27 protein-coding genes are annotated in these 26,773 nt (G+C 68.4%); 9 read left to right on the top strand and 18 right to left on the bottom strand.

Going from position 1 to position 26,773, the window contains the following annotated elements; genetic code table 11:
* Window positions 1-19: 19 nt before the first annotated feature.
* The 3 genes from OG558_RS20590 to murI all read right to left on the bottom strand — a co-directional run bounded on the left by OG558_RS20590 (window position 20) and on the right by murI (window position 2,549).
* The gene (locus OG558_RS20590) at window positions 20-850 is read right to left on the bottom strand and encodes an alpha/beta fold hydrolase (protein ID WP_405071700.1); all 831 of its coding nucleotides are present in this window, start codon (window positions 848-850) and stop codon (window positions 20-22) included.
* Window positions 831-1,577, bottom strand: a complete 747-nt coding sequence (locus tag OG558_RS20585) for an MBL fold metallo-hydrolase (protein WP_405071699.1) — start codon at window positions 1,575-1,577, stop codon at window positions 831-833. The genes OG558_RS20590 and OG558_RS20585 overlap by 20 nt, the downstream gene beginning before the upstream one ends.
* 168 nt (window positions 1,578-1,745) lie before the next feature.
* Window positions 1,746-2,549: a glutamate racemase gene (murI, locus tag OG558_RS20580; protein ID WP_405071698.1), complete on the bottom strand. Its 804-nt coding sequence runs from the start codon at window positions 2,547-2,549 to the stop codon at window positions 1,746-1,748.
* A 168-nt stretch (window positions 2,550-2,717) separates the two neighbouring features.
* On the opposite strand from murI, the gene OG558_RS20575 reads away from it, so the two are divergent.
* Window positions 2,718-3,077, top strand: coding sequence for a hypothetical protein (locus OG558_RS20575; RefSeq protein WP_329474535.1), 360 nt, complete (start codon window positions 2,718-2,720; stop codon window positions 3,075-3,077).
* Window positions 3,078-3,093: 16 nt separating this feature from the next.
* On the opposite strand, the gene OG558_RS20570 is transcribed toward OG558_RS20575, so the two are convergent.
* From OG558_RS20570 to OG558_RS20550, 5 genes are all read right to left on the bottom strand, one after another.
* Window positions 3,094-4,044, bottom strand: a complete 951-nt coding sequence (locus OG558_RS20570; protein ID WP_329484857.1) for a cysteine synthase — start codon at window positions 4,042-4,044, stop codon at window positions 3,094-3,096.
* The gene (locus tag OG558_RS20565; protein ID WP_329474534.1) at window positions 4,044-4,322 is read right to left on the bottom strand and encodes a MoaD/ThiS family protein; all 279 of its coding nucleotides are present in this window, start codon (window positions 4,320-4,322) and stop codon (window positions 4,044-4,046) included. The genes OG558_RS20570 and OG558_RS20565 overlap by 1 nt, the downstream gene beginning before the upstream one ends.
* Window position 4,323: 1 nt before the next feature.
* Window positions 4,324-4,779, bottom strand: a complete 456-nt coding sequence (locus OG558_RS20560) for a M67 family metallopeptidase (RefSeq protein WP_329474533.1) — start codon at window positions 4,777-4,779, stop codon at window positions 4,324-4,326.
* Window positions 4,780-4,850: 71 nt separating this feature from the next.
* Window positions 4,851-5,828, bottom strand: a complete 978-nt coding sequence (locus tag OG558_RS20555) for an aldo/keto reductase (protein ID WP_405071697.1) — start codon at window positions 5,826-5,828, stop codon at window positions 4,851-4,853.
* Between the two features lie 265 nt (window positions 5,829-6,093).
* A complete protein-coding gene (locus OG558_RS20550) occupies window positions 6,094-8,196 on the bottom strand; it encodes a DUF222 domain-containing protein (RefSeq protein ID WP_405071696.1) in 2,103 nt (700 codons plus the stop codon).
* Between the two features lie 273 nt (window positions 8,197-8,469).
* Here OG558_RS20550 and OG558_RS20545 point away from each other — a divergent pair, with 273 nt between their 5' ends.
* From OG558_RS20545 to OG558_RS20535, 3 genes are all read left to right on the top strand, one after another.
* A complete protein-coding gene (locus OG558_RS20545) occupies window positions 8,470-8,709 on the top strand; it encodes a hypothetical protein (RefSeq protein ID WP_405071695.1) in 240 nt (79 codons plus the stop codon).
* 441 nt (window positions 8,710-9,150) lie between these two features.
* Window positions 9,151-10,047 (top strand): phosphotransferase, encoded by an 897-nt coding sequence (locus tag OG558_RS20540; RefSeq protein WP_405071694.1) that lies wholly within the window; start codon window positions 9,151-9,153, stop codon window positions 10,045-10,047.
* A 79-nt stretch (window positions 10,048-10,126) separates the two neighbouring features.
* Window positions 10,127-10,483 (top strand): hypothetical protein, encoded by a 357-nt coding sequence (locus OG558_RS20535; protein WP_405071693.1) that lies wholly within the window; start codon window positions 10,127-10,129, stop codon window positions 10,481-10,483.
* Between the two features lie 109 nt (window positions 10,484-10,592).
* On the opposite strand, the gene ileS is transcribed toward OG558_RS20535, so the two are convergent.
* Window positions 10,593-13,682 (bottom strand): isoleucine--tRNA ligase, encoded by a 3,090-nt coding sequence (gene ileS, locus OG558_RS20530; protein ID WP_405071692.1) that lies wholly within the window; start codon window positions 13,680-13,682, stop codon window positions 10,593-10,595.
* Window positions 13,683-13,818: 136 nt separating this feature from the next.
* Here ileS and OG558_RS20525 point away from each other — a divergent pair, with 136 nt between their 5' ends.
* Complete coding sequence (locus OG558_RS20525) at window positions 13,819-14,385, top strand: helix-turn-helix domain-containing protein (RefSeq protein ID WP_405071691.1); 567 nt, start codon at window positions 13,819-13,821, stop codon at window positions 14,383-14,385.
* A gap of 14 nt (window positions 14,386-14,399) precedes the next feature.
* Here OG558_RS20525 and OG558_RS20520 read toward each other — a convergent pair whose 3' ends face one another.
* Together OG558_RS20520 and clpS are read right to left on the bottom strand one after the other, a co-directional pair.
* Window positions 14,400-14,951, bottom strand: coding sequence for a DUF2017 domain-containing protein (locus OG558_RS20520; RefSeq protein WP_328523367.1), 552 nt, complete (start codon window positions 14,949-14,951; stop codon window positions 14,400-14,402).
* Window positions 14,948-15,235 (bottom strand): ATP-dependent Clp protease adapter ClpS, encoded by a 288-nt coding sequence (gene clpS, locus OG558_RS20515; RefSeq protein ID WP_328523368.1) that lies wholly within the window; start codon window positions 15,233-15,235, stop codon window positions 14,948-14,950. Before clpS ends, OG558_RS20520 begins: the two co-directional genes overlap by 4 nt.
* A gap of 94 nt (window positions 15,236-15,329) precedes the next feature.
* On the opposite strand from clpS, the gene OG558_RS20510 reads away from it, so the two are divergent.
* The gene (locus OG558_RS20510; protein ID WP_405072186.1) at window positions 15,330-16,619 is read left to right on the top strand and encodes a nicotinate phosphoribosyltransferase; all 1,290 of its coding nucleotides are present in this window, start codon (window positions 15,330-15,332) and stop codon (window positions 16,617-16,619) included.
* Window positions 16,616-17,152, top strand: coding sequence for a MarR family winged helix-turn-helix transcriptional regulator (locus tag OG558_RS20505; protein WP_405071690.1), 537 nt, complete (start codon window positions 16,616-16,618; stop codon window positions 17,150-17,152). The genes OG558_RS20510 and OG558_RS20505 overlap by 4 nt, the downstream gene beginning before the upstream one ends.
* On the opposite strand, the gene gabT is transcribed toward OG558_RS20505, so the two are convergent.
* The 6 genes from gabT to OG558_RS20475 form a co-directional block, all read right to left on the bottom strand.
* Entirely contained in the window at window positions 17,149-18,462 is a 1,314-nt protein-coding gene (gene gabT, locus OG558_RS20500; RefSeq protein WP_405071689.1) for a 4-aminobutyrate--2-oxoglutarate transaminase, read from the bottom strand. The two genes, OG558_RS20505 and gabT, sit on opposite strands and share 4 nt — an antisense overlap.
* The gene (locus OG558_RS20495) at window positions 18,459-19,268 is read right to left on the bottom strand and encodes an ABC transporter permease (RefSeq protein WP_329474521.1); all 810 of its coding nucleotides are present in this window, start codon (window positions 19,266-19,268) and stop codon (window positions 18,459-18,461) included. Before OG558_RS20495 ends, gabT begins: the two co-directional genes overlap by 4 nt.
* A complete protein-coding gene (locus OG558_RS20490) occupies window positions 19,268-20,116 on the bottom strand; it encodes an ABC transporter permease (RefSeq protein WP_405071688.1) in 849 nt (282 codons plus the stop codon). The genes OG558_RS20495 and OG558_RS20490 overlap by 1 nt, the downstream gene beginning before the upstream one ends.
* On the bottom strand, window positions 20,113-21,315 hold the full coding sequence (locus tag OG558_RS20485; protein ID WP_405071687.1) for an ABC transporter substrate-binding protein: 1,203 nt from the start codon (window positions 21,313-21,315) through the stop codon (window positions 20,113-20,115). Before OG558_RS20485 ends, OG558_RS20490 begins: the two co-directional genes overlap by 4 nt.
* A 78-nt stretch (window positions 21,316-21,393) precedes the next feature.
* Window positions 21,394-22,464, bottom strand: a complete 1,071-nt coding sequence (locus OG558_RS20480) for an ABC transporter ATP-binding protein (protein ID WP_405071686.1) — start codon at window positions 22,462-22,464, stop codon at window positions 21,394-21,396.
* Window positions 22,461-23,897 (bottom strand): gamma-aminobutyraldehyde dehydrogenase, encoded by a 1,437-nt coding sequence (locus OG558_RS20475; RefSeq protein WP_405071685.1) that lies wholly within the window; start codon window positions 23,895-23,897, stop codon window positions 22,461-22,463. Before OG558_RS20475 ends, OG558_RS20480 begins: the two co-directional genes overlap by 4 nt.
* Before the next feature lie 153 nt (window positions 23,898-24,050).
* Here OG558_RS20475 and OG558_RS20470 point away from each other — a divergent pair, with 153 nt between their 5' ends.
* Complete coding sequence (locus OG558_RS20470) at window positions 24,051-24,794, top strand: FadR/GntR family transcriptional regulator (RefSeq protein ID WP_405071684.1); 744 nt, start codon at window positions 24,051-24,053, stop codon at window positions 24,792-24,794.
* Complete coding sequence (locus OG558_RS20465; protein ID WP_405071683.1) at window positions 24,794-25,501, top strand: cache domain-containing protein; 708 nt, start codon at window positions 24,794-24,796, stop codon at window positions 25,499-25,501. The genes OG558_RS20470 and OG558_RS20465 overlap by 1 nt, the downstream gene beginning before the upstream one ends.
* Here the strand turns inward: OG558_RS20465 and OG558_RS20460 are convergent.
* Window positions 25,494-26,726, bottom strand: a complete 1,233-nt coding sequence (locus OG558_RS20460) for a D-arabinono-1,4-lactone oxidase (RefSeq protein ID WP_405071682.1) — start codon at window positions 26,724-26,726, stop codon at window positions 25,494-25,496. The two genes, OG558_RS20465 and OG558_RS20460, sit on opposite strands and share 8 nt — an antisense overlap.
* Window positions 26,727-26,773: the final 47 nt, after the last annotated feature.

Here is a 26,773-nt window from a genome sequence, read left to right as displayed (position 1 = left end):
TCTCAGAATCGAGGTTTGTCTACCGCAGCGTCGCCCGCAACACCTCCCGGACCAGCTCGGGCTGCTCTCGCCACGGGGAGTGGCCGGCGGACGGGAGCAGGTGGAAGGTGTGGTGCGGAATGTGCGCGGCCAGGTCTCGTACGGCGGAGACCGGGCGCGGGTCACCGTCACCGTGGATGAAGGTGACGGAAGCGCTGATGGTCGCGGCGAACCCCGCGACGTATTCGTCCGGCCAGGCGTTCATCTCCCCCGCCAGCGCCCGGTTGGCGTGGAAGTTGATCGGCAGGTCGACCGCCGCCTCCTCGCCCGCCCAAGTGAGAGCCATCGACCGGTCCGCATGACTGGTGAACCACGACAGCACCCGGAACTCGATCTCCTCGTCCCAGGTTCGACTGCTCCCGGTGAGCGCCTCCAGACGATCCCGCTGGGCCGGCGTCATCCGGCGAGCCACTTCCGCGTAGTACGGCGTGTGCCAGTCACCGATCCCGACCCCGCCGAGATAGACGACTCCGGCGGCGTGATCGGGGTACGACGCCGCATACGTCAACGCCAGCGTGGCGCCGAAGGAATGGCCGATCACCAGGATCCGCTGATGGCCCCAGTACTCGCGGAGTTCGTCGATGTCCTGGGCGAGTCGCGCCATCGTCTGCTCGTCCGACGGTCCCGAGCGACCGCACCCGCGCTGGTCGAAGCGGTGGACGACAGTCAGGTCGTCGAGCATGTCCGCGAGTACGGCGTGGTCGTCCCAGAGGCCAGGACCGCCGTGCAGGATGACGACCGGTGGCGCGGAGGTCGTCGTACCAGTGGTTGCGGTCCACAACCGAACGCCGTCAGATGTCGAAAACGGCATGCGGGGTGGCGATCTCGACGGGACCCGGGTAGGTGCGGCGGGCGTGCTCTGCTTGGGTGGCGCGGTCGTACCACGGTGGGACGTGGGTGATGACGAGCCGGCTGACGCCCGCCTTCTTGGCCTGCTCGCCGGCGTCGGCGGGGGTCAGGTGCAGGTTGGTCGGGTTGCGCGGATCGTTGTCCGGCAAGGCGGCCTCGGACAGCAACAGGTCGGCGCCGCGGGCGAGATCGACCAGTGCGTCGTTCGGGCCGGTGTCGCCGGTGTAGACGAGCGATTTGTTGCCATGCTCAACCCGGATCGCGTACGCCGGGACCGGGTGCACCATCGGCGCGGTCCGGACGGTGAAGGGGCCGATGGTCTGAACCTCCTGCCAGGCATGGAATTCCAGCTCCTCCTCCATCCCGGGATTGGTCGGCAGGTCGTAGGCCAGTGCCATCCGGCCCGCCGTACCGCGTGGGCCGAAGACCGGGATCCGCGGGATCGGTGCGCCCGGCGCGTACTTGGCCGCGACGTACAGACCGCACAGGTCCATGCAGTGGTCAGGATGCAAATGGGACAGGCCGACCGCGCCGATCTCCGAAACGGCGAGATGCCGCTGGAGCGAGCCGAGCGAGCCACTGCCGAGATCGAGGATCAGGTGGAAACCCTCGGCGGTGACCAGATAGCTCGAGGCAGCCGAGTCAGGCCCGGGGACGGACCCGGAGCAACCGATCACGGTGAGCTTCATACCTGGAACATTACCGGCGGGTTGCCGCCTTCGCAGACCAGCCGGTGGCGTCGATCCGACGGCCAGGCAGCGATTCCGCGCCGGGCACCGCCGGATCCGGTGCCGTGGACAACATCCGGTGCGACCCCCGTCACATCTGAGACGGCGAGTCGCCCGGGCGCGCTGCGCCTACCGGACCCAGGCGAACTGGTCGACATCGGCGAGGACCGGGCCGAGGAAGCGGGAGCCGATCGCGGCGAACTCGTCGGGGCTGCCGGTGGTGACGAAGCGGTGCCGCGGCTCAGGCAGGTGGTCCGGGCGGAGCAGCGCGGTCTTGGTCAGGACGCCGTACACGTCCTTGGCGCACTCCTCGGCGCTGCTGACCAGGGTGACGTTGTCGCCCATCACGTACGAGATCACGCCGGTTAGCAGCGGGTAGTGCGTGCAGCCGAGGATGAGCGTGTCCACGCCGGCCTCGACCAACGGGTCGAGGTACTCGTGGGCCGCCTCGAGCAGCTCCGGTCCGGACGTCACGCCCGACTCGACGAAGTCGACGAACTTCGGGCAGGCCCGGGTGAACAGCTCGACCTGCGGCGCGGCGGCGAACCCGTCCTCGTAGGCGAGCGACTGCGCGGTCGCCCGGGTGCAGATCACGCCGACGCGCTGGTTGCGGGTCGCGGCGACGGCGCGGCGGGCGGCCGGGAGGATCACTTCCACGACGGGTACGTCGTACCGCTCGCGGGCGTCGCGGAGCATCGCGGCACTGGCCGAGTTGCAGGCGATGACGAGCATCTTCACGCCGGCGTCGACCAGGTGGTCGAGACATTCGAGCGCGTACTCGCGGACCTCGGCGATGGGCTTGGGTCCGTACGGCTGGCGGGCGGTGTCGCCGAGGTAGAGGATCGGTTCGTGCGGCAACTGGTCGAGCACCGCGCGGGCGACAGTGAGTCCGCCGAAGCCTGAGTCGAAGATCCCCACCGGTGCGTCTGCCACAAAGGGAAGCTTATACAGGTCCGCTCGCGGGCAGTTCTCAAGTCAGCCTTACCTAACAAGGCGATCCGACACGCCGGACTTATCCACATCTTTACTCCGCGGAATTGCCTTTTCGCGTGATGCACGCCACTCTGGAGCGATGTTTGTTAGACCGCCCCTCGTGATGCCATGAGTCTGGCGCACCACATCGCGGTGGTGCTGAGCACCGCCGCCGCACCGAATCCGCAACCCGATCACGTCACGGCTGCCGGTCAGACGGCGAACCAGGCTGCGGCAAGCAACAGCACGTTCGCGGACATCGTCACGGCCCTCGGGCCGACCGGGATGATGCTGGTGGTCGCCGTGGCGGCGTTCGCCCTGTACGTCGTCTCGCTGTCTCTGCACCCGAACGCCAAGTGCAACCGCTGCAAGGGCGCCGGCCGCCACCGCGGCGCGGTCTTCAGCTACGCCCAACGCCCGTGCAGCAGTTGCAATGGCCGTGGCGTGCACCCCCGGCTCGGACGCAAGGTCCTCTTCAAGGAACCGTAGGAGCCATCAGCAACTATCAGGCCCAGAGCTGGCCTTCGAGGCGGTCCTCCGCCTCGTCGATGGTGCCTTCGTACGCGCCGGTGGACAGGTACTTCCAGCCGCCGTCGGCGACCACGAAGGCGATGTCCGCGGTCTGACCTTCGCGGACGCACTTGGCCGCCTGGCCGAGCGCGGCGTGCAGGATCGCCCCGCTCGAGATGCCGGCGAAGATGCCCTCGTTGTCGAGGAGTTCGCGGACCCGGCGGACGGCGTCGCGGGGGCCGACCGAGAACCGCGCGTCGATGAGCGTCTCGTCGTACAACTCCGGGACGAAGCCCTCGTCGAGGTTGCGCAGTCCGTAGACGAGTTCGCCGTACCGGGGCTCGGCGGCGACGATGCGCACGTCGGGCTTGTGCTCGCGGAAGAACCGGCCCGCGCCCATCAGCGTGCCGGTGGTGCCGAGGCCGGCGACGAAGTGGGTGACGGACGGCAGGTCGGCGAGGATCTCGCGAGCGGTGCCGTCGTAGTGCGCGGCCGCGTTCGACGGGTTGCCGTACTGGTAGAGCATCACCCAGTCGGGGTGCTCCTCCGCGACCTGCTTGGCCACCCGGACGGCCTCGTTCGAGCCGCCGGCGGCCGGGGAGGAGATGATCTCGACACCCCACATCCGCAGGATCTGCCGGCGCTCCTCGGAGGTGTTCTCCGGCATCACGCAGACCATCCGGTACCCGCGCAGCTTGGCCGCCATCGCCAGCGAGATGCCGGTGTTGCCCGACGTCGGTTCGAGGATCGTGTTGCCGGGCCGCAGCCGGCCCTCCTTCTCCGCGTCGATGAGCATGCGCAGGGCTGCCCGGTCCTTGATCGAGCCGGTCGGGTTGTGGTCCTCGAGCTTGGCCCAGAGCCGGACGTCGGCCGAGGGCGACAGCTTGGGCAGCCCGACCAGCGGCGTACCCCCGACCGAATCCAGCAGGCTGTCGAAGCGCATGATCAGCCGCCGGCCACCGCGGGCAGCACGACGACGACGTCGCCGTCCTTGACGCCGGTCTTCAGGCCGCCGGTGAACCGGACGTCCTCGTCGTTCACGTACACGTTCACGAACCGGCGCAGTTCCTCCGGCTCGCCCTCGACGATGCGCTCCTTCAGGCCCGGGTGGGCGCCGTTCACGTTGTCGATGAATTCGGCCAGGGTCTCGCCGTCGCCGCTGACCGCCTTCTCACCGCTGGTGTAGGTGCGCAAGATCGTCGGCACCCGCAGCTCGATCGCCATATCAGTTGTCTCCTTCGGTTTCTCTATAGGAACCCACCACGCGCACTTCTTCTTCCACGACCTCGCCGTCGACGATCCGGTACGACCGGAACTCGACCGGTCCGTCGTACGCCGGGGAGTCCGCGCCGTCCTGGGTCGACACCAGCACGTAGTGCGCGCCGGGCTCCTGGGCGAGGGTGATGTCGGTGCGCGACGGGTACGCCTCGGTGGCGGTGTGCGAGTGGTAGATCACCACCGGTTCCTCGTCGCGCTCGTCCATCTCCTTGTAGAGCCGGAGCAGATCACCGGAGTCGAACTCGTAGAACGTGGGCGACATCGCCGCGTTGAGCATCGGCACGAACCGCACCGCCCGGTCGGAACCGGCCGGTCCCGCGACCACTCCGCACGCCTCGTCCGGGTGGTCCTTACGGGCGTGCTCGACGATCGCGTCGTACGTCGCCCTCTCGATGATCAGCACGAGACCACGGTACGGCGGCCATCGGAGCGGTCCCGCCAACCCGGGAGTCGGTCCAGGATGCGGACAGAGAGCTACCAGCGGTCGTGGATCTGGGGGCGGATCAGGTCGTCGTACGTCTGCTGGACGGCGGCCAACTGGTCCGGAGTGAGCGGGGGCAGGGCCGCGGCGGCGACGTTGCCGGCCACCTGGGAGGGGTTGCGGGCGCCGGGGATGACGACGGTGACGCCCGGCTGGTCGAGGATCCAGCGGAGGGCGAACTGGGGCATCGTCGCGCCGGCGGGGACGGCGGGGAGCAGGCGGCGGACGGCTTCGAGGCCGGTGGTGAAGTCGACGCCGGAGAAGGTCTCCCCGACGTCGAAGGCCTCGCCGTGGCGGTTGTAGGTGCGGTGGTCGTCGGCTCCGAAGACGGTGCTCTCGTCGTACTTGCCGGAGAGCAGACCGCTGGCGAGCGGGACGCGGGCGATGATGCCGACGCCGGCCTTTTGGGCGGCTGGGAGCACCTCGTCGAGGGGCTTGAGGCGGAAGGCGTTCAGGATGATCTGGACGGACGCGACGTTCGGCCGGGCGATCGCGGTGAGCGCCTCGGCGCAGGTCTCGACGCTCACGCCGTACGACGCGATCCGGCCCTCGTCGACCAAGGTGTCGAGCGCGTCGAAGACCGCGTCGGTCGAGTAGACCGGGGTCGGCGGACAGTGCAGTTGGACGAGGTCGATGGTGTCCACGCCGAGGTTGGCGCGGGAGCGGTCGATCCACGCCCGGAAGTTGGCCAGGGTGTAGTTGGACGGCACCTGCTCGACCCGGCGGCCCATCTTGGTGGCCACGGTGAGGCTGTCGTACTCCTTCAGAACCTGACCGACCAGACGCTCGCTGCGGCCGTCGCCGTACACGTCCGCGGTGTCGATGAACGTGACCCCGCCCTCGACGGCGGACCGCAGTACGGCCAGCGCGTCGCTCTCGTCGACGTCGCCCCAGTCGGCGCCGAGCTGCCACGCGCCGAGCCCGACGACGCCCACATCCCGACCGGTCCTGCCCAACGTCCGCGTCTCCATGAGCCCCACCCTAGGCAGTGATGTCGATCCGCAGTTCGGTACCCTCCACAACCTCCAGCTCAACTGCCAGCGTCTCCGCCATGATCAGCTCGCGATGCGCCTCGCCAGCGGCGACCACCGCGGGCGGTGCGGCGAGCGCGACAGCCTCGTCCGGTCGGTGACCTCCAGCCCACCGTACCGACGGGCCTGCCCCGATCGGATCACCGGCCGAGCCCTCGAACAGTCCGGACTCCGCCTCGTCGTGATCGAACCGGACCCTCCGGACCTAGAACGGTGGCGGATCGCCGGTCGTGGGAACCCGCGCATCGGCGTCGGAGCTCGAGTGATCACGGCTTGGGGCCGGCTCGTAGAGGGTGGCCCGGAGGTGATCGGGGTCCGCCGCGCGGGGTTGGGTGATCGGACCGCGGGCGGATGGAACGGTCGTGTAGCGATGGCCTGTGGGCGTCGTCAAGGTGATGGAGCCGTCGGGATGACTGGTGGTGGCCCAACCCCACGCGGGAGTGTCTTTGATGACATGGTGATACTCGCAGTACGGCGCCAGGCCGGTCAGGCTGGTGGTCCCGGTTCGGGCGAACGGCGTGGTGTGGTCTCGGTCGCAGTCCCGGGAGGTCCGGTTGCAGCCGGGCCAGGCGCAGATCGGATACCTAGCGAGCAAAGTCTCGCTCACCAAGGCGCCGGGGTCGTGGCGGGTGGTGGACGCTTCCAGGACAGCGCCGTTCACGGGGTCGGTCAACAGCCGCCGCCAGGTGCCGTCGTTGGCGATACGGCGAGCCATCTCGGCGGGGATGGGGCCATAGCCGGTGAGCTCGGCGGGGTCCTCGTCCAGGCCGAGCAGGGTGTTGGCGGGGACGACGACTTCGATGTGGGGTCGCCGTCGGTGCTGGTCGGGGAGTCTGCGGCCGAGCCAGTCGAGTCCGTTGCGCAGGATGTGTTCGAACAGGTCTGCGGTGACGTCGGCGCGCCGCTGTTCGGCGGTCCGGTCATCCTTGACCAGAGCCGCGCTCTGGGCGTCAGTCGGCGCATCCGACGTTGGTCTTGTGTCCGCGGTGTCAAGGACTGATCGCGTAGTGGCCGCCGTAGCGGGGGTAGCGGCCGCAGTTGGGGTGGTGGCCGTAGTTGGGGTGGTGGCCGTAGTTGGGGTGGTGGCCACAGTTGGGGTGGTGGCCACAGTTGGGGTGGTGGCCACAGTTGGGGTGGTGGCCACAGTTGGGGTGGTGGCCACAGTTGGGGTGGTGGCCACAGTTGGGGTGGTGGCCGTGACGGGGGTGAGGGTCGTGACGCGAGTGAGGGCCGATTCGCTCGAGGTGACGCCTTCTCTTTTGGCGAGCTTGGCGATGGCTTGGATGGCGACCCACATCTGCTGGATCTTGTCGGCGGTGTGGACGATCCACAGTCCGGCCATGCCCTCGGACAGCGGGACGATCTTGCAGGTGCGATCGGTGACTGCGGCGCGATGTCTGGTGGCGGCCTCGCGGGTGGTGTGTTTGGCGACCTGCCGGCGCAGGGACTCGAGCAGGTTCTTATGGGTCTGCGAACCTGCGCGCTTGAGCACGTGCGCCTCGACCGCTTGGGCCGCGTCGCTGGACAGGTCGCTCGTAGCTTCGGAGATGGCCAACGCCTTGCCCCAGGTCAGTGCGCCACACCTCAGCGCGGTGTGCGTGGCCGACAGGGTGGAGGTCAGTCGGAGCGCGGTGTCGACGCGGCGACCGATCGTGTTCGGAGACAGGCCGAGCGCCAGCGCCATCTCGCCGTACCAGGAACGTTCCGGGTCGATCGGACGACCCTTCGAATCCAGCTGAGTGGGGCGCGGCGACTCGCGATGCTCGGCCTGGCGCTGACGGTAGAGCGAAGCCATGGCGCCAGCCTTGATCGACTCGGCCCATCCGGACAGCTTGGTGGCGGCCTTCATCAACTCGATCAACGCCATCGGTGACATCGCTTGCGGCCGGGTCCCCTCCAACTCGGCCGCCAACTGACCGCCGGGCGGCAGGAACACCCACGCCGGGGCCTCGCGGCGCAACAACTCACGCTCCGCCTCGTCCTGATCGACCCCGTCCCACAACTCGCACTCCACCGCATCCACACGCGAGAACCGACTCCGGCCCAGCACCGCATCCAGCTCGGCATCCCACTGGTCCTGCTCACTGATAAGCGTCGGGCCTTCTGGATCGTCAGGATCCTCGGGGATGTAAGCGTCGGCCGGCATCGGGAGATCCTCGGGCGGCGAGGCCAGCCAGGCGGGGGCATCGTCGGGCCTGGAGAGAAGACCGGTCGCCGTGCGGCCGGGCGCGTCTGTCTGGCCGCGCACGGCCGGCACGGCGGTGACCTTGTGGTCGCCGCCCGGCGGGATGACTGACACCTCTCTCATGCGCTCATATTAGAACATCTGTTCGATTGATTCAAAATCGACCAGACCGATGACACTAGATCGATATCAATGTCATGTCGCAGGACATAGGTGACGGTTCTGCATCAGGACATCGGTGACAGTTTCGGCGTCTTGGTGGTAACACTTCGGTGAGTCGGCGGGGTCGGTGATGCCCGGGGCCGGTCGACTGCGCCGGTGCCGAAGAACGAGTCTGTTGATCCCCGTGTCCGTCTCGCGATCACGCAGTGGCCGTCTGATGCGCCGCGTGGGGCGGTGACGACCTTCTGTGCCGAGCACGGCATCTCGCGCAGGACGTTCTACGAGATCCGGCGGCGTAGCCTGACCGACGGTGCCCGCGGCGGCGTTGGAGCCGAGGTCGCGGCGGCCGAAGTCGAGCCCTCGAAGCTGGCCGATGACGTCAGGCGGCAGGCGATCGGGGTCCGGGCTGCACTCGATTGGCTTGGCGGACGGCGTTGGCCGACGAGGAGTACGGCCGCCATAGCGGATGGATAGCCACGCTCACACCATCGCATGGTCGACTCATGCCATCACCTGACCCTGCGGAGCCTTGGAGCGGGTGAACGGGAATCGAACTCGCATTCTCAGCTTGGGAATCCCACGTAGCCTCTTAGGTGAGTCTGAAATGACCGGGTCCGGTTATGGACGCCCGCGCCCGCTCCGCGGCCTCGGCTGCCCACCGCCAAGGATGCACGGGGGATGCACCAATGCTCTAGCTGAACCGGGCCACGGGCAGGGCTAGAGCATGGGGGTCGCCACCGTCGCCACCTCGCCACTTCCGCCAGCCAGTTGCCTCTACGTCTCGGCAGTTGTGGGCCAGGCGGGCCCCTCGACAAGTCCCAGCCAACCAAACGCGGAAAGGGCGCGCAGCCACACTCTCTCTGCCACAATCCAATCTGCGACGACGTAGATGCGTGAACCCTGGGAGAGGAACTGATGCCGGACGAACCCGATGCCGAGATCCGACGCCGGGTCGAACAGGCACTGGGCCGGCCGACCACGACGTGGGCCGTCCCCGATACCGGTTGGTCGGGGGCGATCCGGCACTCAGTCGGATTGGCCGACGGCACGCGCGTCTTCGTCAAAGCCGCCACCGACGACGATACCGAGCGCTGGCTCCGCACCGAACACCTTTCCCTGCAGCACGTTCCCGAGCGGTTCGCGCCAACGATCATCGCGTGGCTCGACGAGCCCGGCCGCCCGATTCTCGTCACTGAAGATCTCAGCCGGGCTCACTGGCCGGCCAGTCATCAGGGCGTGAATTGGCGCCCCGGCGATATCGATCTCCTACTCACCGCTGTCGCCAATCTTTCACATATCGAGGCACCGAACGTCTTCTCACCCACACCGCGAACGCGCGCTCGCTGGCCCGGCCTACTGTGCGGCCCGGACCGAACGGCCTTCCTCGAATTGCAGCTGTGCTCGGAGAAGTGGCTCGACAACGCCGCACCGCAGCTCATCGCCGCCGAATCCCGCTGCGACGAGGACGGAATGAGCCTGGTGCACGGGGATATTCGCAGCGACAATATCTGCATCGACGGCGACCGGGTGGTCTTCGTCGACTGGAGCCATACCTCACGCGGCAGCGCCGACCACGATCTGGCCGGATTGCTCCCGACCCTGCACCTGGAAGGCGGCGCCCTTCCCTACGACGTCATGCCCGACGGCGCACCCTGGGCCGCCGCCGGTGCCGCCACGCTCGCCTATCGCGTTCACCACGATTCCCTGCCGGACTGGCTGGTCCCGGTGATGATCCGGCTGATCGCGATCGACCTGTCGTGGGCAGCGTCATCGCTGGGGCTTCGGTCGCCCGACGGCACCGCCCCGCGCTAGCCGAACAATTCTGGATCATCCGAGTCCGCGTTCTGGCCACCGATCGCGAAGAATCGGCGGGCCGGACGCACCCGGGCCGGTGCAGAATCTGACCGCCTGGCAGGCCACCGCGAAGACCGAGGCACCTCGCCCCACCCGTGACCTGATGCGCCGTCCCGCCAGCCGGCCCCGACCCACCCCGGCGCCGCTACCCACAGACCTGCCCGACGGCACCGTCGTCAAGAAGCTGACCAGCAACGGCGTCTTCATCCTGAACAAGGTCCAGTACATGGTCGACGGGCGACGAGGCTTCCAGCAGGTCCTCGTCATCATCGCCGGCGACAAGATCACCGTCGCCGGCCTCGAAGGCGAGATCCTCATCGAGCACACCAGACCCGCGCCCGGAGCGACCTACGTCGGCAACGGCCGCCCCCGCGGCCCACGCCAAGACCCCTGAATCGTCACCGATGTCCTGACACACCCAGTGTCACCGATGTCCTGATACAGAACCGTCACCGATGTCCTGAGACATCACACCAGGTCGATATCAACGCCTGTACCGCAGCTCAGACCTTCTCCACGCTCACCACCAGGTCGGTTCCCGAGGCGACAGTGAACGCGACCTCGACGGCCAGCGTCTCAGCCGCGATCAGTTCGCGATGCGCCTCGACAGCGGCGACCACCGCGAGCGGTGCGGCGAGCGACAGCCTCATCCGATCGGTCACTTCCAGACCCGCGTCCCGGCGAGCCTGCTGCACCGAGCGGATCACGTCGCGCGCGGTCCCCTCCGCCTCCAGCTCCGGCGTGACGGTGGTGTCCAGTACGACGAACCCGCCGTCAGCCAGCAGCCCACTAGCGGAGCCGCCCTCGGCCAGCGTGGTCTCCAGGGTGTACTCCCCGTCCAGCAACTCGATGCCCCCAGCAACAACCGCGCCGGCGGCCGACACCGACCAGTCACCACTCTTCGACGCCTTGATCACCAGCTGCACATCGCGCCCGAGCCGGGGTCCCGCCGCCCGCGCGTTGACGGTCAGCCGCTGCGACACCGGCGCATCCACCGCGTCCGCCGATGTCAGCACGACCTCGCGGACATTGACCTCCGCGGCGATGACCGGCGCCAGCGGCCGCAGGGCGTCTGGATCGGCAACCGCGACCGTAAGCCGATGCAGCGGCTGGCGGGCTCGGATCCCCTCGGCCTTGCGAATCGCCGACGCGACCGAGCACACCTCCCGGGCGCGTTCCATCCCCTCGACCAACTCGGGATCGTCCGGCAGATTGTCGACAACAGGCCAATCCGACAGGTGGACGGATCGCTCACCGGTTAGGCCGCGCCACACTTCCTCGCTGACGAGCGGGAGCAGCGGCGCGACGGTCCGGCAGAGGATCTCCAGGGTCGTGTACAGCGTGTCGATCGCCTCGGCCGAGCCCGCCCAGAAGCGGTCCCGCGAGCGCCGGATGTACCAGTTCGTCAGGATCTCGACGTACGCCGCGACCGCGTCACAGGCCGACGCGATGTCGTAGCGATCGAGATCTTCCTGGACCTCGGTCACGAAGATCCGCAGCCGTGCGAGCAGGTAGCGGTCCAGCTCGTCCGGGGATTCCGTGGACCGGCTCGCCTCGCGGCCGGCGGCGTTCGTGTACAGCGCGAAGAAGTACCAGGCGTTCCACAGCGGGATCATGACCTGGCGGACGCCCTCGCGGATGGCCTGCTCGGTGACGACCAGGTTGCCGCCGCGCAGGATCGGGCTCGACATCAGGAACCAGCGCATCGCGTCCGCGCCGTCTCGGTCGAACACCTCGGACACGTCCGGGTAGTTCCGCAGCGACTTGCTCATCTTCTGCCCGTCGCTGCCGAGCACGATCCCGTGACTCAGGCAGGACGAGAACGCCGGCCGGTCGAACAGCGCCGTCGACAACACATGCAAGGTGTAGAACCACCCTCGCGTCTGCCCGATGTATTCGACGATGAAGTCGCCCGGGAAGTGGTGCTCGAACCAGTCCGTGTTCTCGAAGGGGTAGTGCACCTGCGCGAAACTCATCGACCCCGAGTCGAACCACACGTCCAGTACGTCGGGCACCCGGCGCATCGTCGACCGCCCGGTCGGGTCGTCGGGATTCGGTCGCGTGAGTTGGTCGACGTACGGGCGATGCAGATCCGGTACGGCGACGCCGAAGTCGCGCTCGAGCTCCTCGACCGAGCCGTAGACGTCGATGCGTGGATACGCCGGGTCGTCCGATCGCCAGACCGGGATCGGGCTGCCCCAGAAGCGGTTCCGGCTGATCGACCAGTCCCGTGCGTTCGACAGCCACTTGCCGAACTGCCCGTGCTTCACGTGCTCGGGGACCCAGGTGATCTGCTCGTTCAGCTCGACCATCCGGTCCCGGATCCGGGTCACCTCGACGAACCAGCTCGACACTGCCTTGTAGATCAGCGGATTCCGGCACCGCCAGCAGTGCGGATAGCTGTGCACGTAGCTGTCCTCGCGCACCAGCGACCCGGCCGCGTGCAGGTCCCGGATGATCGGGCGGTTGGCCTCGAACACATGCAGGCCCTGGTACGGCGGAACCACGGAGGTGAACCGGGCTCCGTCGTCCACGGTCAGCAGGGTGGGGATCCCGACGGCGTCACACGCGATCTGGTCCTCCTCGCCGTACGCCGGGGCCATGTGAACGACGCCCGTACCCTCATCGGTCGTGACGTGTTCGGCCGCGATCACCTGGAACGCCTCGCCCGTCCCCCACACCTCGGTGTCCGCGAAGAACGGGAACAACGGGGTGTAGCGGCGGCCGATGAGCTCCGAACCTTTGAACCGCCGCAGTACCTCGGTGTAGCCGTAAGCCTCGAGCCGCGCCTCGGCGAGGATGGTCGGCCCCGCAGGATCGTCGACAATCGCATAGTCGACATCCGGACCGACGGCCATCGCCAGGTTGCTCGGCAGGGTCCACGGTGTCGTCGTCCAGGCCAGCAGCCGCTCGCCCGTCTCCAGTTGGACCGCGACTGTCACGGACGGGTCCTGGCGGGGCTGGTAGACGTCGTCGTCCATCCGCAGTTCGTGGTTGGACAGCGGGGTCTCGTCGTTCCAGCAGTACGGCAGGACACGAAGGCCCTCATACACCAGGCCCTTGTCGTAGAGCGTCTTGAACGCCCAGATCACCGACTCCATGTAACCGGGATCAAGCGTCTTGTAGTCGTGGTCGAAGTCGACCCAGCGCGCCTGCCGGGTGACGTAGCTGCGCCACTCGTCGGTGTACTTCAGCACGGACGCCCGGCAGGCCTCGTTGAACTTCTCGATCCCCAGCGCCAGGATCTCGGCCTTCGTCTTCAGCCCGAGCACCCGCTGGGCCTCCAGCTCGGCCGGCAGCCCATGCGTGTCCCACCCGAACCGCCGCTCCACCCGCCGCCCGCGCATGGTCTGGTACCGCGGTACGACGTCCTTCACGTACCCGGTGAGCAGATGCCCGTAATGCGGCAACCCGTTCGCGAACGGCGGGCCGTCATAGAAGACGAACTCGTTCGCCCCGTCCTCCCCCGCCGCCCGCTGCTCCACTGAAGCCCGGAACGTCCCATCCGCGCCCCAGTACCCCAGAACGCCACGCTCAACCGCCGGAAAGTCCGGACTCGACGTCAGCTCACTGCCAACCTTCGGATAGCTCACTCAGCGCATGTTATGCAGCGGAGCTGCCAACGGGAGTACTTCGTGGCCTGACTGCCACGAAGCCGGCGAATTCGTGGCCAGTCCCGACGAGACGTGCGGCAGGCTGGGTGGACCGCTGTTCCTATATATTAGAATCGTGTCCAATATAGTAGATCCGTTGGCCGGGCAGATCGCCGCCCGCATCCGCAGTGAACGGGAACAACGCCGATGGACGCTGGCGCAGGTCGCGGACGCCTCCGGTGTGTCTCGCGCGATGATCAACCGGATCGAGCGCGCCGAGAGCAGCCCCACCGCTGTCGTCCTCGGCAAGCTGGCCGCTGCGTTCCAGGTCTCCGTCTCCGCCCTCCTCACCCCGGCCGAGGCCACTGGGGTGCACCGGATGGCCGACGCCATGGAATGGCACGACCCCGCCACCGGATATCGCCGGCGCCCGATCACCGGGCCGCAGTTCCCCGCAGACATCGCCGAGGTCCACCTGCCGCCCGGGGCCAGCGTGCCGTATCCGGCTGCATCGCTGGCCTTCCAACGGGAGGCCGTCTGGGTGCTCGACGGCCGGCTGACCTTCCACGAAGGCGACGCGGTGCACGAACTGAACCCGGGCGACTCGATCGAAGTCGAAGGACCCGTCGCGTGCGTCTTCGCCAACACCAGCGATGCCGAGTGCCGCTACGCGATCATCCTCGCGCGCGTCGACAGGCCGTGACCTGTCCTTGTGCGTCAGCGCATGTTGTGGAGGAGGGCGGACTGGAGGTAGCCGAGCCAGTCGTAGAGGTCGTACGTCAGGCGGCGGGGGTCCTCGTCGGGGAGTTTCTCCCAGGTGGAGTAGTCGTCCTCTTCCTTGATGTCCAGGCGGGTGCCGATGGCCAGGCGGAGGTCGTTCAGAGCGCGCAGCCAGGAGAGCTGTTCGTCGGGTTCGAGGGCGATCTCGTCGGCGCCGGACTCCTCGAGGGCGGACAGCACCCGCCGCGCGTCGGTCACCTTGCCTTCGCGCAGGCCGCGCTCGGTGAAGCGGCGGAACTCGGCCGACGCCATGTCGTCGGCCTTGTAGGCGTCCGGCAGCAGTCGCTGGAGGACGACGTCCTCGGGCGGGGAGGTGGGTCCGTCGTTGTCGAGCAGGGCGGCGAGCGGGTCCGACGACTCGGTGGCGCGCGGCGGCATCCCGTCGTACAGGAGTTCGACCAGGTTGCGGAGCAGGTTCGCCAGGATGTCCGCCTCGTGCTCGGCGAAGCTGACGACGACGGTCTTGCGGTGCTTGCGGAACCGGGTCACGACTTCTCGCAGGTGGCCCACAGGCCGTAGGTGTGCATCGCCTCGACGTCGCGTTCCATCGCCTCGCGGTTGCCGTTCGAGACCGCCGACTTGCCCTCCTGGTGCACCTGCAGCATGAGCTTCTCCGCCTTCTTCTTGGAGTAGCCGAAGTAGGTCTGGAACACGAACGTCACGTAGTCCATCAGGTTGACCGGGTCGTTCCAGACGATCGTCACCCACGGAGGGCTCAACTCGATCGCCTCGTCGACCTCGGGGCTCTCGAGTTCGCTTGGTGCGGTGCTCACCAGTCCATTCTCTCCATCATCGGTTCGTGGTTCGCAATAGGCTGCCTTTGTGACGCACTCGACCGCGCTCCTGACGGACCACTACGAGCTCACCATGCTGCAGGCCAGCCTGGCCGACGGCACGGCACAGCGCCGCTCGGTCTTCGAACTGTTCGGCCGCCGGCTGCCCGACGGCCGCCGGTACGGCGTGGTGGCCGGCGTGAACCGGCTGCTCGACGTGCTCGAGCAGTTCCGTTTCGACGACCGGGCGATCGCTTTCCTGGCCGATCACGGCGTTGTCGACCAGGCTACCCGCGACTGGCTGGCGGACTACCGGTTCACCGGCGACATCTCCGGATACGCCGACGGGGAGATCTTCTTCCCCGGCTCCCCAGTGCTGGTGGTCGAGTCGAGTTTCGCCGAGGCCGTGCTGCTGGAAACCGTCTTCCTGTCCATTCTGAACCACGACTCCGCGGTCGCCTCGGCGGCCTCCCGGATGACCTGGTGGGCCGGTGGCCGGCCGTGTATCGAGATGGGTTCGCGCCGGACCCACGAGGAGGCCGCGGCCGCCGCGGCGCTGGCGGCGTACATCGCGGGCTTCGCCACCACCTCCAACCTGGAGGCGGCCCGCCGGTACGGCATTCCGAGCGCCGGTACGGCGGCGCACTCGTTCACGCTGCTGCACGACACCGAGCGGGAGGCGTTCACGTCCCAGGTCGATGCCCTCGGCAAGGGCACCACGTTGCTCGTGGACACCTACGACGTGGCCGAGGCGGTCCGGACCGCGATCGAGATCACCGGTCCCGAGCTCGGCGCGGTCCGGCTCGACTCCGGTGACCTGCCGTCGCTGGCCGGGCAGGTCCGCGAGCAACTGGACGCACTCGGCGCCACGAAGACCCGGATCATCGTGACCAGCGACCTGGACGAGTTCCAGATCGCCGCGCTGGCCCCCGCGGCGGTGGACGGGTACGGCGTGGGCACATCGCTGGTGACCGGGAGCGGGTACCCGACCTGCGGGTTCGTCTACAAGCTGGTGGCCCGGGAGGACGCGAGCGGCGCGCTGATCCCGGTGGCGAAGAAGAGCCCGGACAAGATCTCGATCGGCGGCCGCAAGTGGGCGCTCCGGCGACGCTCGGCCACCGGGGTCGCGGAGGTCGAGCTGATCGGCGTCGGCGAGCAGCCGGTCGACGACGGCGACGACCGTGTCCTGCTCAAGCCGCTGGTCGAGGCCGGCAAGATCGTCGGGCGTACGACGCCGGCCGAGTCGCAGGCGCATCACCTGAAGGTCCGCGACGAGCTCCCCCGCTACGCCAGCCAGCTCAGCCGCGGCGAGCCGGCCATCCCGACCGAGTACACCGGCGACTACGACGCCCGCAACCCGTTCCTCGCCCGGAGCCACACGTGAGCACCGAGCTCGACCCGACCACCGAGCCGGCCGCGACCGCCGGCTCGGACGGAGGCGCCGGCTCGGACGGGGTCGGCGGTGCTGAGGGGTGGCCGCCAGGGGCGCCGGCCTCGGTGACGGATGTGCTGATCGCACTGCGGTTCGCCGACCGTGCCGCCCGGAAGGCGGTCGGCGCCGAGCTGGCCGGCACCGGACTGCACACCGGCCAGGAGCTCGTGCTCGCCAAGCTCCTGCACCACGGCTCGCTCCCGGTCGCGAAGCTGGCGAAGGTGCTGGACGTCGAGGTCCCGACCGCGACCAAGACCACCCAGCGGATGGAGGCCGCCGGCCTCGTCCGCCGGGTGAAGAGCAGCACCGACGCCCGGCAGGTGGGCATCGAGCTCACCGACCGGGGCGTCGAGCTCGCCCACACCGTCCAGGAGGTCTACGACCGCGCCGGCCGCCGCGCCCTGGCCGACCTGACCCCCGAGGACCGCCGCCTCCTGCGCAACCTGCTCTGGACCATCACCACCACGCTCGAAGGCAACCCCTAGCGCGCGTCGATCACCTTCGCCAGCAGGCCCATGGCTTCGCGCAGCAGGTCCGGTGGCATCACCAGCGGCGGCAGGAAGCGCAGTACGTTGCCGTCGGTCCCTGCGGTCAGCACGACCATGCCTTCGGCATGGCAGGCCTTGGCGATCGCAGAGGTCGCGACCGCATCGGGCGCACCCGACTCGTCGACCAGCTCGATCGCGATCATCGCGCCGCGGCCCCGGACGTCGCCGATCACCGGGTGCCGCGCGGCCAGCTCGCGCAGCGCCGGCAGCATGATGTCGCCGATGTCGCGCGCCCGGGCCGGCAGGTCCTCGGTCTCGATCGTCGCGATCGCCCCCAACGCGGCCGCGCACGCCACCGGATTCCCGCCGTACGTCCCGCCGAGACCACTCACATGCGGCGCGTCCATGATCTCGGCCCGGCCGGTGACCGCGGCCAGCGGCAGCCCGCCCGCGATCCCCTTCGCCAGCGTGATCAGATCCGGTACGACGCCCTCGTGAGTACACGCGAACAGATCACCCGTCCGCCCGAACCCGGTCTGGATCTCGTCGGCGACGAACACCACCCCGTTGTCCCGGCACCACTCCGCGACCGCCGGCAGGAACCCCTCAGCGGGTACGACGAACCCGCCCTCCCCGTGGATCGGTTCGATCACCACACACGCCACGTTCGACGCCCCGACGTACTTCTCGATCGAGGCCACCGACCGCGCCGCCGCCGCCGGCCCGGTCAGCCCGTCCCGATAGGGGTACGACGTCGGCACCCGATAGACCTCCGGTGCGAACGGCCCGAACCCGTCCTTGTACGGCATGTTCTTCGCCGTCATCGCCATCGTCAGGTTGGTCCGGCCGTGGTACCCGTGATCGAACACCACCACCGCGTCCCGCTTGGTGTGCGCCCGCGCGATCTTCACCGCGTTCTCAACTGCCTCGGCGCCGGAGTTCAGCAGCACCGACCGCTTCTCGTGGTCGCCGGGCGTGATCCGGTTCAGCGCCTCGCACACCTCGAGATACCCCTGGTACGGCGTGACCATGAAGCAGGTGTGCGTGAACCGGGCCACCTGCTCCTGCACCGCCTGAACCACGGCAGGCGCCGCGTTGCCGACGTTCACCACCGCGATCCCGGACCCGAGGTCGATCAACTGGTTGCCATCGGCATCCACCAGGATCCCGCCGCCGGCCTCGGTGACGAACACCGGCAGCGTGATCCCGACCCCGCGCGCGACCGAGCGCCGTACCCTCCCCAGCAGTTCGACCGACCGCGGCCCCGGAATCTCCGTGACCAGCTTGCGTTGTTGCGTGACAGTCATCGTCCTGCTCCTAGTGATTCGGCGTCGCCGGACAGTCGTTGGGCCAGCCAGACCGGGATCACCGAGAACACGATCAGCGTCGCCGCGACCACGTTGACGATCGGTGCCTGGTTCGGCCGGAACAGGTTGTTGAAGATCCAGATCGGCAGCGTCTGCTGGTTCGCCCCGGCGGTGAACGTGGTCACGATGATCTCGTCGAACGACAGCGCGAACGCGAGCAGCGACCCCGCCAGCAACGCCGACCGGATCATCGGGAACGTGACCAGCCGGAACGTGGTGAACCCGGACGCGCCCAGGTCCGCCGAGGCCTGCTCCAAGGCGACCCCGGTACGGCGCAACCGGGCGATCACGTTGTTGAACACGGTCACGATGCAGAACGTCGCGTGCGCGATCACGATCGTGAAGAACCCGAGCTCCCAGCCGAAGATCGTCCGGAACGCGTTGTTCAGCGCGATCCCGGTGACGATGCCCGGCAGTGCGATCGGCAGGATCACCAGGAGCGACACGGTGTCGCGCCCATAGAAGGCGAACCGCTGCAGTGCGAACGCGACCATCGTGCCGAGCACCAGCGCGATCACGGTCGCGGCCAGTCCCACCCGCACGCTCACCCAGAGCGCGTCCAGCGCACCCTGGCTCTCGGCCGCCCGGCGCCACCACTCCAGCGTGAAGTCCCGCGGCGGCCAGGCGAACGTCTTGTTCACACTGAACGAGTTCACCAGAACCAGCAGCAGCGGTACATAGATGAAGCCGAGAATCAGCACGGTCAGGACCCGCAGCACGATCCGGGTCGATCGGGAGATCGTCATCACAGGCTCTCCATCGCTCCGGTACGCCGTACCGCCGCCAGGTACCCGACCATCACGATGACCGGAATGGTGGCGACCGCGGCCGCGAACGGCAGGTTGTTGGCCGCACCCACGTTGTCGTACACCACGTTGCCGAGCAACTGGTTGGTGCCGCCGACGATCCGGACGGCGATGTAGTCACCGAGTGACAGACTGAAGGTGAAGATCGAGCCGGCCACCAGCGCGGGGACGATCATCGGCAGGATCACCCGCCGCAGTGTCTGGGTGGTCCGGCCGCCCAGATCGGCGGACGCCTCCAGCAGTGAGTCCGGCAGCCGTTCGAGACCGGCGTAGATCGGCAGGACCATGTACGGCAACCACAGATACGCCAGCGTGACCACGGTCGCCGCGAGACCGTAGCCGGGCGACTTCAGCCCGACCGCCTCGAAGGCCGACGACACCAGCCCGCCCTCGGAGAACATCCCGCGCCAGGCGTACGCCTTGACCAGGTAACTGGCCCACAACGGCATCAGCACCGCCACCAGCAGGAACCGGCGCAACCCCGGCCCGGCCACCTTCGACATGTAGAGCGCGATCGGGAACGCGACCAGCGCGTCGATCACGGTCACCAGCAGGGCGACCCCGATCGTGCGCAGGGCGATCGTCCGATACACGTCGACGGTGAACAGGGTCCGGAAGTTGTCCAGCGTCCAGTTGCGCTCGATCAGCCCGGTGAACCCGTTCTGCGTCCACAGCGCGGTGATGAACAACGCCGCCAGCGCCCCCAGATACGCAACCCCGAGCCACAGCATCGGCGCGCCGAGCAGCAACGCCAGCCGGGTTCGGGGGCGACGGTGAAGTGTGCTCATCCCTTGATTTGTGTCCAGGCCTGGGTCCAGCGGGTGTAGTCGGTGCACTTGACGTCGGTGCGACCGTCGAGGCACTGCTCGATGGGTGTGGTCCAGTACCAGATCTTCTCGGAGTAGGCCTGGTCGCCGGCGTGGAACGTCGTGCAGTGGTTCTTGTCAGCCGTCTTCGCACACGCCTTCGCGTTGGCCGGCGACTCACCGAAGTACTCGGCCACCGCCGCGTTCGCCTCGAGGCTGATGATGTGGTTCATCCACATGTACGCGCAGTTCTTGTTCTTCGACGTCGCGCTGACCATCCAGGTGTCCGACCATCCCGTGACACCCTCGGTCGGCACGGTCACCTGTACCGGCACCTTCTCGCCGGTCGCGACGTTGGCGATCACCTGCCAGGTGGTGCCGACCACCGAGTTGCCGCTGGTGAACGCCTGCACCTCCTTCAGGTAGTCCGACCAGTACTCCGACACCAGCGTCTTCTGCTGCTTGAGCAGATCCACCACCGCGGTGAACTGCTTGTCGTCCAGGGCGTACGGGTTCTTGATGCCCAGGTCCGGCTTGGTCGCCATCAGGTACATGGCCGCGTCGGCGATGTAGATCGGCGAGTCGTACGCCGTGACCGTGCCCTTGTACGGCGAGTTGGCGTCGAACACCACACTCCACGACGTCGGGGCCGGCTTCACCTTGTCGGTCCGCCACATCAGCAGGTTCGCGCCGTAGCCGTGCGGTACGCCGTACATCTGGCCCTTCACCGAGTTCCACGGACGGTCCTTCAGGAACGGGTAGATGTCGGCGTAGTTCGGGATCAGGTCGGTGTTCACGGGCTCCACCTGTCCGCCCGCGATCAGCCGCAGTGACGCGTCGCCGGAGGCCGACACCACGTCGTACTGCCCGGTCTTCATCAGGCTGACGGCCTCGTCCGACGTACCGAACGTCTTCACCGTCACCTGGCAGCCGGTCTGCTTCTCGAACGGCGTGACCCAGTCGACCTTCGGGTCGTTCGAGCCGTCCTCGGCGTACCCGGGCCACGCCAGCACGCTGAGCTTGCCCTCCCCGGTCCCGAGCTTGTCGAGCTTCGGCAGGTCCGGTGCGCTGAACCCGCTGCTCCCGCCGGCGGCGTTGTCACTCGAACTGCCACCGGACGTGCCGCACGCTGCGAGCAGTGCAAGCACAGCCAGGCTCGCCGCCACACTGAGTCTCTTCATCGAAACCTCCTGGGTTCGGGGCGGGAGTTGTAAGGAAGGAAAAAGAAGGGAGCGGAGGTGGGTTCGGGGCGGAGGTTGCTAAGGCTGACCGCCGATTGCGACGGTGTGTTCGCGGTGCCAGGTGAGCCGGACCTGGACACCCCGAAGTTCGAGCTTGTCCTGGACGGATCCCTGCGCGTTCTGCTGCAGCACGATGAGCGAGCCGCCGGCGTCCAGGTCGACCACGCACTGGGTCGCCGAGCCCAGGTACACCACCTCACGGACGACTCCGGTCGCCGTACACAGCCCCGGTTCGGCGACGGCGTCGCGGAGCTGCAACTGGATCTTCTCGGGGCGGACGGTGAACAGCCCGGACGTCCCCAGGATCGTCGCCGCGATCTCGCCCTCGAGCAGGTTCGAGGTGCCGACGAAGCCGGCCACGAACGCGCTCGCCGGGTGCTCGTACAGCTCGGCCGGCACGGCCAGCTGCTCGATCCGGCCGACGTTGAACACGGCGATCCGGTCGCTCATCGTCAGCGCCTCCTCCTGATCGTGGGTGACGAACACGAAAGTGATGCCGACATCGCGCTGCAGCGCCTTCAGCTCGAGCTGCATCTCCCGCCGGAGCTTCAGGTCGAGCGCTCCGAGTGGTTCGTCAAGCAGCAGCACCTTCGGCCGGTTCACCAGCGCCCGGGCCAACGCGACCCGCTGCCGCTGCCCACCCGACAGCTGACTCGGCCGGCGGTCGCCGTACCCCTCCAACCGGACCGTCGACAACGCTTCGACGGCCCTCGTACGGCGACTCCGCCGGTCGACTCCCTTCACCCGCAGCCCGTACTCGACGTTCTGCAGCACACTCATGTGCGGGAACAGCGCATAGTCCTGGAAGACCGTGTTCACATCCCGCGCGTACGGCGCCTGGTCGGTGACGTCGACGCCGCCGAGCAGGATCCGGCCGGCCGTGGGCACCTCGAAGCCGGCGATCATCCGCAGCACGGTGGTCTTGCCGGAACCGGACGGGCCGAGCATCGAGAAGAACTCGCCCTCGGCCAGGTCGAGGTCGATGCCGTCCACCGCGGTGACGTCGCCGAACGTCTTCCGCAGCCCGCGCAGGCTGACCGCCGTGGCGTCCGCCGTCACGGTCCCGACCTGCTCGTCCAGAGTTTTCATCCGACCGCCGACATCACATGTTTGACCCGCGTGTAGTCCTCGACGCCGTACAGGGACAGGTCCTTGCCGTGGCCGGAATGCTTGAAGCCGCCGTGCGGCATCTCCGCCACCAGCGGGATGTGCGTGTTGATCCAGACGCACCCGAAGTCCAGGGCCTTGGACATCCGCAGTGCCCGGGAGTGGTCGGCGGTGAAGATGCTCGACGCGAGGCCGTACTGCACACCGTTCGCCAGTCGCAGCGCCTCGTCCTCGTCGCCGAACGACTGCACCGTGATGACCGGCCCGAACACCTCGTCCTGGATCATCTCGTCGTCCTGCCGCAGACCGGTGACGACGGTCGCTTCGAGGAAGTAGCCGTCGGCAAGCGTCCCGCCCGGTCGTTGGCCGCCGAGCGCGATCGAACCGTGCTCGGGCATCCGGGCGAGGAAGCCGCGGACCCGATCGAGCTGCTGGCTGCTGTTCAGCGGGCCGAAGAGCGCATCGGTGTCGTCGGCGAGCCCCGGCCGCGCATTCGAGCGGGCCCACTCGACCAGGGTCTGGACGAACTCGTCGTGGACTCCTGCGTCGACGAGCACCCGGCAGGCCGCCGTACAGTCCTGGCCGGCGTTGAAGTAGCCGGCGACGCCGATCGCTTCCGCCGCCGCGGCGAGGTCGGCGTCGGCGAAGACGACCGCCGGCGCCTTGCCGCCCAGTTCGAGGTGCGTGCGCTTCAGGTCGAGAGCCGCCGTACTCGCGACCTCGGTGCCGGCCCGGGTCGAGCCGGTGATGCTGACCAGGCCGGGCGTCGGGTGCGCGACCACGGCCTGTCCGGTCGCACGGTCACCACAGACGACGTTGAAGACACCGGGCGGCAGCACCTCGGCGGCGATCTCCGCGAGCATCGCCGTGGTCACCGGCGTGGTTTCGGCCGGCTTGAGGACCAGAGTGTTGCCGGCGGCAAGGGCCGGACCGAACTTCCAGACCGCCATCATCATCGGGTAGTTCCACGGCGTGATCTGACCGACGACGCCGATCGGTTCGCGGCGGATCCAGGACGTGTGGCCGGCCATGTACTCACCGGCCGACTTGCCCTCCAGCAACCGGGCGGCGCCGGCGAAGAAGCGCATCTGGTCGACCATGACCACGAGCTCCTCGGTGCGAGTCAGCTCGAGCGGCTTGCCGGTGTTCTCCGACTCGGCGGCGACGAGATCGTCGGCGCGGGCCTCGACCAGGTCGGCGAAGCGGAGCAACGCACGCTGCCGTTCGGCGGGAGTCGCACCGCCCCAGCCTGGTGCGGCGGCGGCCGCGGCCTGGTACGCCGCGTCGACATCGTCCGCGCCGGACAGTGGCGCCGTACCGAAGACCTTGCCGGTGGCCGGATCGACGAGCTCGCTGATAGCGCCGTTGAGCGCGTCCCGCGAGGTTCCGTCGATGAGATTTCGCACTGTTCGCATCAGGGGACTCCCGGGGTGGAGGCTGGACGCTGTGCCGTAGACAGACACTGTGGCCGTAAACATATGAAAACAGATGTTAAAGTTCAAGGGACCGGTGAGAATGTTGCCGGAGTTGTGTCCGGCGGCTGTGTCCGTGGCTTGGAGGGTGGCGGGATGGCGCTGCGGTTCTACGGCAGTGGCGCGGCGGCGGTGTTCGCACCGCTGGAGACGCTCAGCCGGTCGGAACTGGTGGCGCGGCGGCTGACCGACGCGATCGCCCTCGGCCTGATCCCGGACTCCGAGCAACTCCCCGGCGAGGCCGACCTGGCCGGCATCTTCGGTGTGTCCACCACGACGATCCGCGAAGCCCTGTCGTCGTTACGGCTGCGCGGACTGATCCACACCCGGCGCGGTCGTGGTGGCGGCAGCTTCGTCAGCGCGCAGGAGGAGATGTCCACCGCGATCGTCCGGGACCGACTGGAGGAGCTGAGCCTCGCGCAACTGCGCGACCTCGGCGACCACTACAGCGCGATCGCGGGTACGGCGGCCAGACTCGCGGCCGAGCGCGCGACGCCGGATGACGTCCAGCGGCTCGTCGCGGTCTGCGACAGCCTGGACAGCGCCAAGGGTCTGGGCGGACGCCGCCGTGCCGACGCCCAGTTCCACATCGAGGTGGCCGCGACCGCCCAGTCCACCCGGCTCTACCGCGCCGAGGTGAGCCTGCAGGCGGAGGTGGGCACGTTGCTCTGGCTCGCGTTCGGCGACGACGAGAGCCACCGCCGTACCGTGCAGAGCTGCCGGGACGTGGTCGCGGCGATCGACCGCACCGACGGCGACGCGGCCCGGGCCGCCGCCGAGGAACGGGTGGCCGACTCGACCGCCCGCCTGATCGACCTCAGACTGGCCTTGGAGGACTGATGAGTTCTTATGAAGGCACTGCCGCCCTGACGCTCGACGCGGGTCTCGAAGTCGTGCTCGACGTGGTCGAGTCCGTGGTCGGGGAAGCGTTCGGGCTGGCGGATCGGGTCGCGAGCTCGGTCGGCGAGGTGTTCGCCGACGGGGACAGCGTGCGCCGCGGCGACCTGACCGGTGTCGCCGACCTCGTGCATCCCGCGCTGACCGATCCGGACGGCCGGGTCCAGGGCGCCGGCTTCGTCGCGGCCGTCGACGTACTGGCCGACTCCCCGTGGTGGCTCGAGTGGTTCATGCTCAGCAACGGGTCGGCCGAGCGCCTGGTGGTCGACACCGATCCCCGCGGGGAGAACTTCTACGACTACGGATCCCTCCCCTGGTACGACGTACCCCGCACGACCGGGCGCCGCCACATCACCGGGCCGTACGTCGACTACCTCTGCACCGACGACTACACGCTGACCTTCACCGTGCCGGTGCTGGCCGGGGAACGCTTCGTCGGCGTGGCCGGCGCCGATGTCCGGGTGTTCACGTTCGAGAAGGCCGTGCTGCCGTGCCTCCGGGCCACCCGCCGTACCGTTGCCATCGTCAACGATCAGGGCCGGGTCGTGCTCAGCAACAGCGCCCGCCACGTCAGCGGGACGCTGCTCCGCACGCCGTACGCGTCGTACCCGATCGACGACCTTCCGCTGTCGCTGGTGGATCTCAGCTAGGCAGGTAGGTGTCCAGGTACGGGTTGCGGAACTTGCCGGCGGGGTCGTACTTCGCGGCGAGGGCGATGAAGTCGGGCACCTTCGGGTAGCGCTGCCGAAGTGTCGCGGCGTCGGCGACGAAGACCTTGCCCCAGTGCGGCCGGGCGTCGAGCGGGGCGATCGCCTCCTCCAGCGCGGCGAGGACCGGGCGTACGGCGGCCTCGTCCTGGATCCAGGTGAAGTGCAGGGCGACGGTGTCCCGGCCCTGACTCGGGCTCAGCCACAGGTCGTCGGCGGCGATCGTCCGGATCTCGGAGACCTGGATGACCGGCGCGAACTGGTTGCCCAGGGCCCGCAATGCGTCGAACGCCTCGGCGGCCCGCTCGCGGGGGACGAAGTACTCGGACTGCAGTTCGTCGCCGTTGCTCGGGGTGAACTCCAGCCGGAAGTGCGGGAGGCGCTCGTGCCACGGCCCGGGGATGCCGCCCTGCTGGGTGGCGTAGTCGGCCGGCATCGCCTTGATCGGATGCCGGGGGCCGTCGGCAACCTTCGCCCCGAGCCAGGTGGGCTCGATCGGCTCGTGGCCGCGCTGCTTGCGCCAGACCATCACGTCCGGGTCGACCCAGTCGGTGAACGCGCTGACGCTGTACGCACTCCCCATCACCGCGGCGAAGTCCGTCCCGAGCCGCTCCACCGGCAACCCGTCGTACACGACCTGACTGACCTGGTACGACGGTTGCACGTCGAGCGTGAGACTCACCGTCACGCCGAGGGCTCCGAGCGAGACGATCGAACCGGCGAAGTCCGCGTCGCCCCGGGTCAGCGTGACCAGCTCACCACTCGCGTCCACGAACGTGATCGCGTTGACCGCGTCCGCCAAGGGTCCGTTCCCGTCCCCCGACCCATGCGTCCCGGTCGCGCACGCCCCGGCTACCGAGATGTGCGGCAACGACCCCAGGTTGTGCAACGCGAGCCCCTGGGCCTCCAGAGCCGCCGTGATCTCGCCGTACCGCAACCCGGCCGACACGGTGACTCCACTCGCACCGACCTCGATGACCGTCGGCAGCTCGGCAAGGCTGACCAGCGTCCCTGTGCTGTCCGCGATCCGGTTGAACGAATGCCCGGTCCCCAGCACTCGCAGCTTCTCGCTCGCCGCAACCAGCTCCTGCAGCTCCTCGACCGAGCGCGGCGCCTCGAGCGCGCTCGCGAAACTGACATTGCCCGCCCAGTTCGTGACATTTGTCATGGTCTGCACCTTCCTCGCGCGCCGGTCCCGGAACGACTCTCGCACAT

It is taken from the genome of Kribbella sp. NBC_01510, from assembly GCF_045040325.1.
Lineage (GTDB): Bacteria > Actinomycetota > Actinomycetes > Propionibacteriales > Kribbellaceae > Kribbella.
This window is presented reverse-complemented; position numbering and strand designations above follow the sequence as displayed.

Coding starts and splice junctions, on each gene's coding strand:
- OG558_RS20575 (WP_329474535.1), top strand. CDS start 2,718: ATGAGTCTGGCGCACCACATCGCGGTGGTGCTGAGCACCGCCGCCGCA.
- OG558_RS20510 (WP_405072186.1), top strand. CDS start 15,330: ATGCTGCAGGCCAGCCTGGCCGACGGCACGGCACAGCGCCGCTCGGTC.
- OG558_RS20550 (WP_405071696.1), bottom strand. CDS start 8,196: ATGAGAGAGGTGTCAGTCATCCCGCCGGGCGGCGACCACAAGGTCACC.
- OG558_RS20480 (WP_405071686.1), bottom strand. CDS start 22,464: ATGAAAACTCTGGACGAGCAGGTCGGGACCGTGACGGCGGACGCCACG.
- OG558_RS20460 (WP_405071682.1), bottom strand. CDS start 26,726: ATGACAAATGTCACGAACTGGGCGGGCAATGTCAGTTTCGCGAGCGCG.
- OG558_RS20495 (WP_329474521.1), bottom strand. CDS start 19,268: ATGACGATCTCCCGATCGACCCGGATCGTGCTGCGGGTCCTGACCGTG.
- OG558_RS20470 (WP_405071684.1), top strand. CDS start 24,051: ATGGCGCTGCGGTTCTACGGCAGTGGCGCGGCGGCGGTGTTCGCACCG.
- OG558_RS20585 (WP_405071699.1), bottom strand. CDS start 1,577: ATGAAGCTCACCGTGATCGGTTGCTCCGGGTCCGTCCCCGGGCCTGAC.
- OG558_RS20555 (WP_405071697.1), bottom strand. CDS start 5,828: ATGGAGACGCGGACGTTGGGCAGGACCGGTCGGGATGTGGGCGTCGTC.
- OG558_RS20565 (WP_329474534.1), bottom strand. CDS start 4,322: ATGGCGATCGAGCTGCGGGTGCCGACGATCTTGCGCACCTACACCAGC.
- OG558_RS20590 (WP_405071700.1), bottom strand. CDS start 850: ATGCCGTTTTCGACATCTGACGGCGTTCGGTTGTGGACCGCAACCACT.
- gabT (WP_405071689.1), bottom strand. CDS start 18,462: ATGACTGTCACGCAACAACGCAAGCTGGTCACGGAGATTCCGGGGCCG.
- OG558_RS20475 (WP_405071685.1), bottom strand. CDS start 23,897: ATGCGAACAGTGCGAAATCTCATCGACGGAACCTCGCGGGACGCGCTC.
- OG558_RS20540 (WP_405071694.1), top strand. CDS start 9,151: ATGCCGGACGAACCCGATGCCGAGATCCGACGCCGGGTCGAACAGGCA.
- OG558_RS20485 (WP_405071687.1), bottom strand. CDS start 21,315: ATGAAGAGACTCAGTGTGGCGGCGAGCCTGGCTGTGCTTGCACTGCTC.
- OG558_RS20490 (WP_405071688.1), bottom strand. CDS start 20,116: ATGAGCACACTTCACCGTCGCCCCCGAACCCGGCTGGCGTTGCTGCTC.
- OG558_RS20465 (WP_405071683.1), top strand. CDS start 24,794: ATGAGTTCTTATGAAGGCACTGCCGCCCTGACGCTCGACGCGGGTCTC.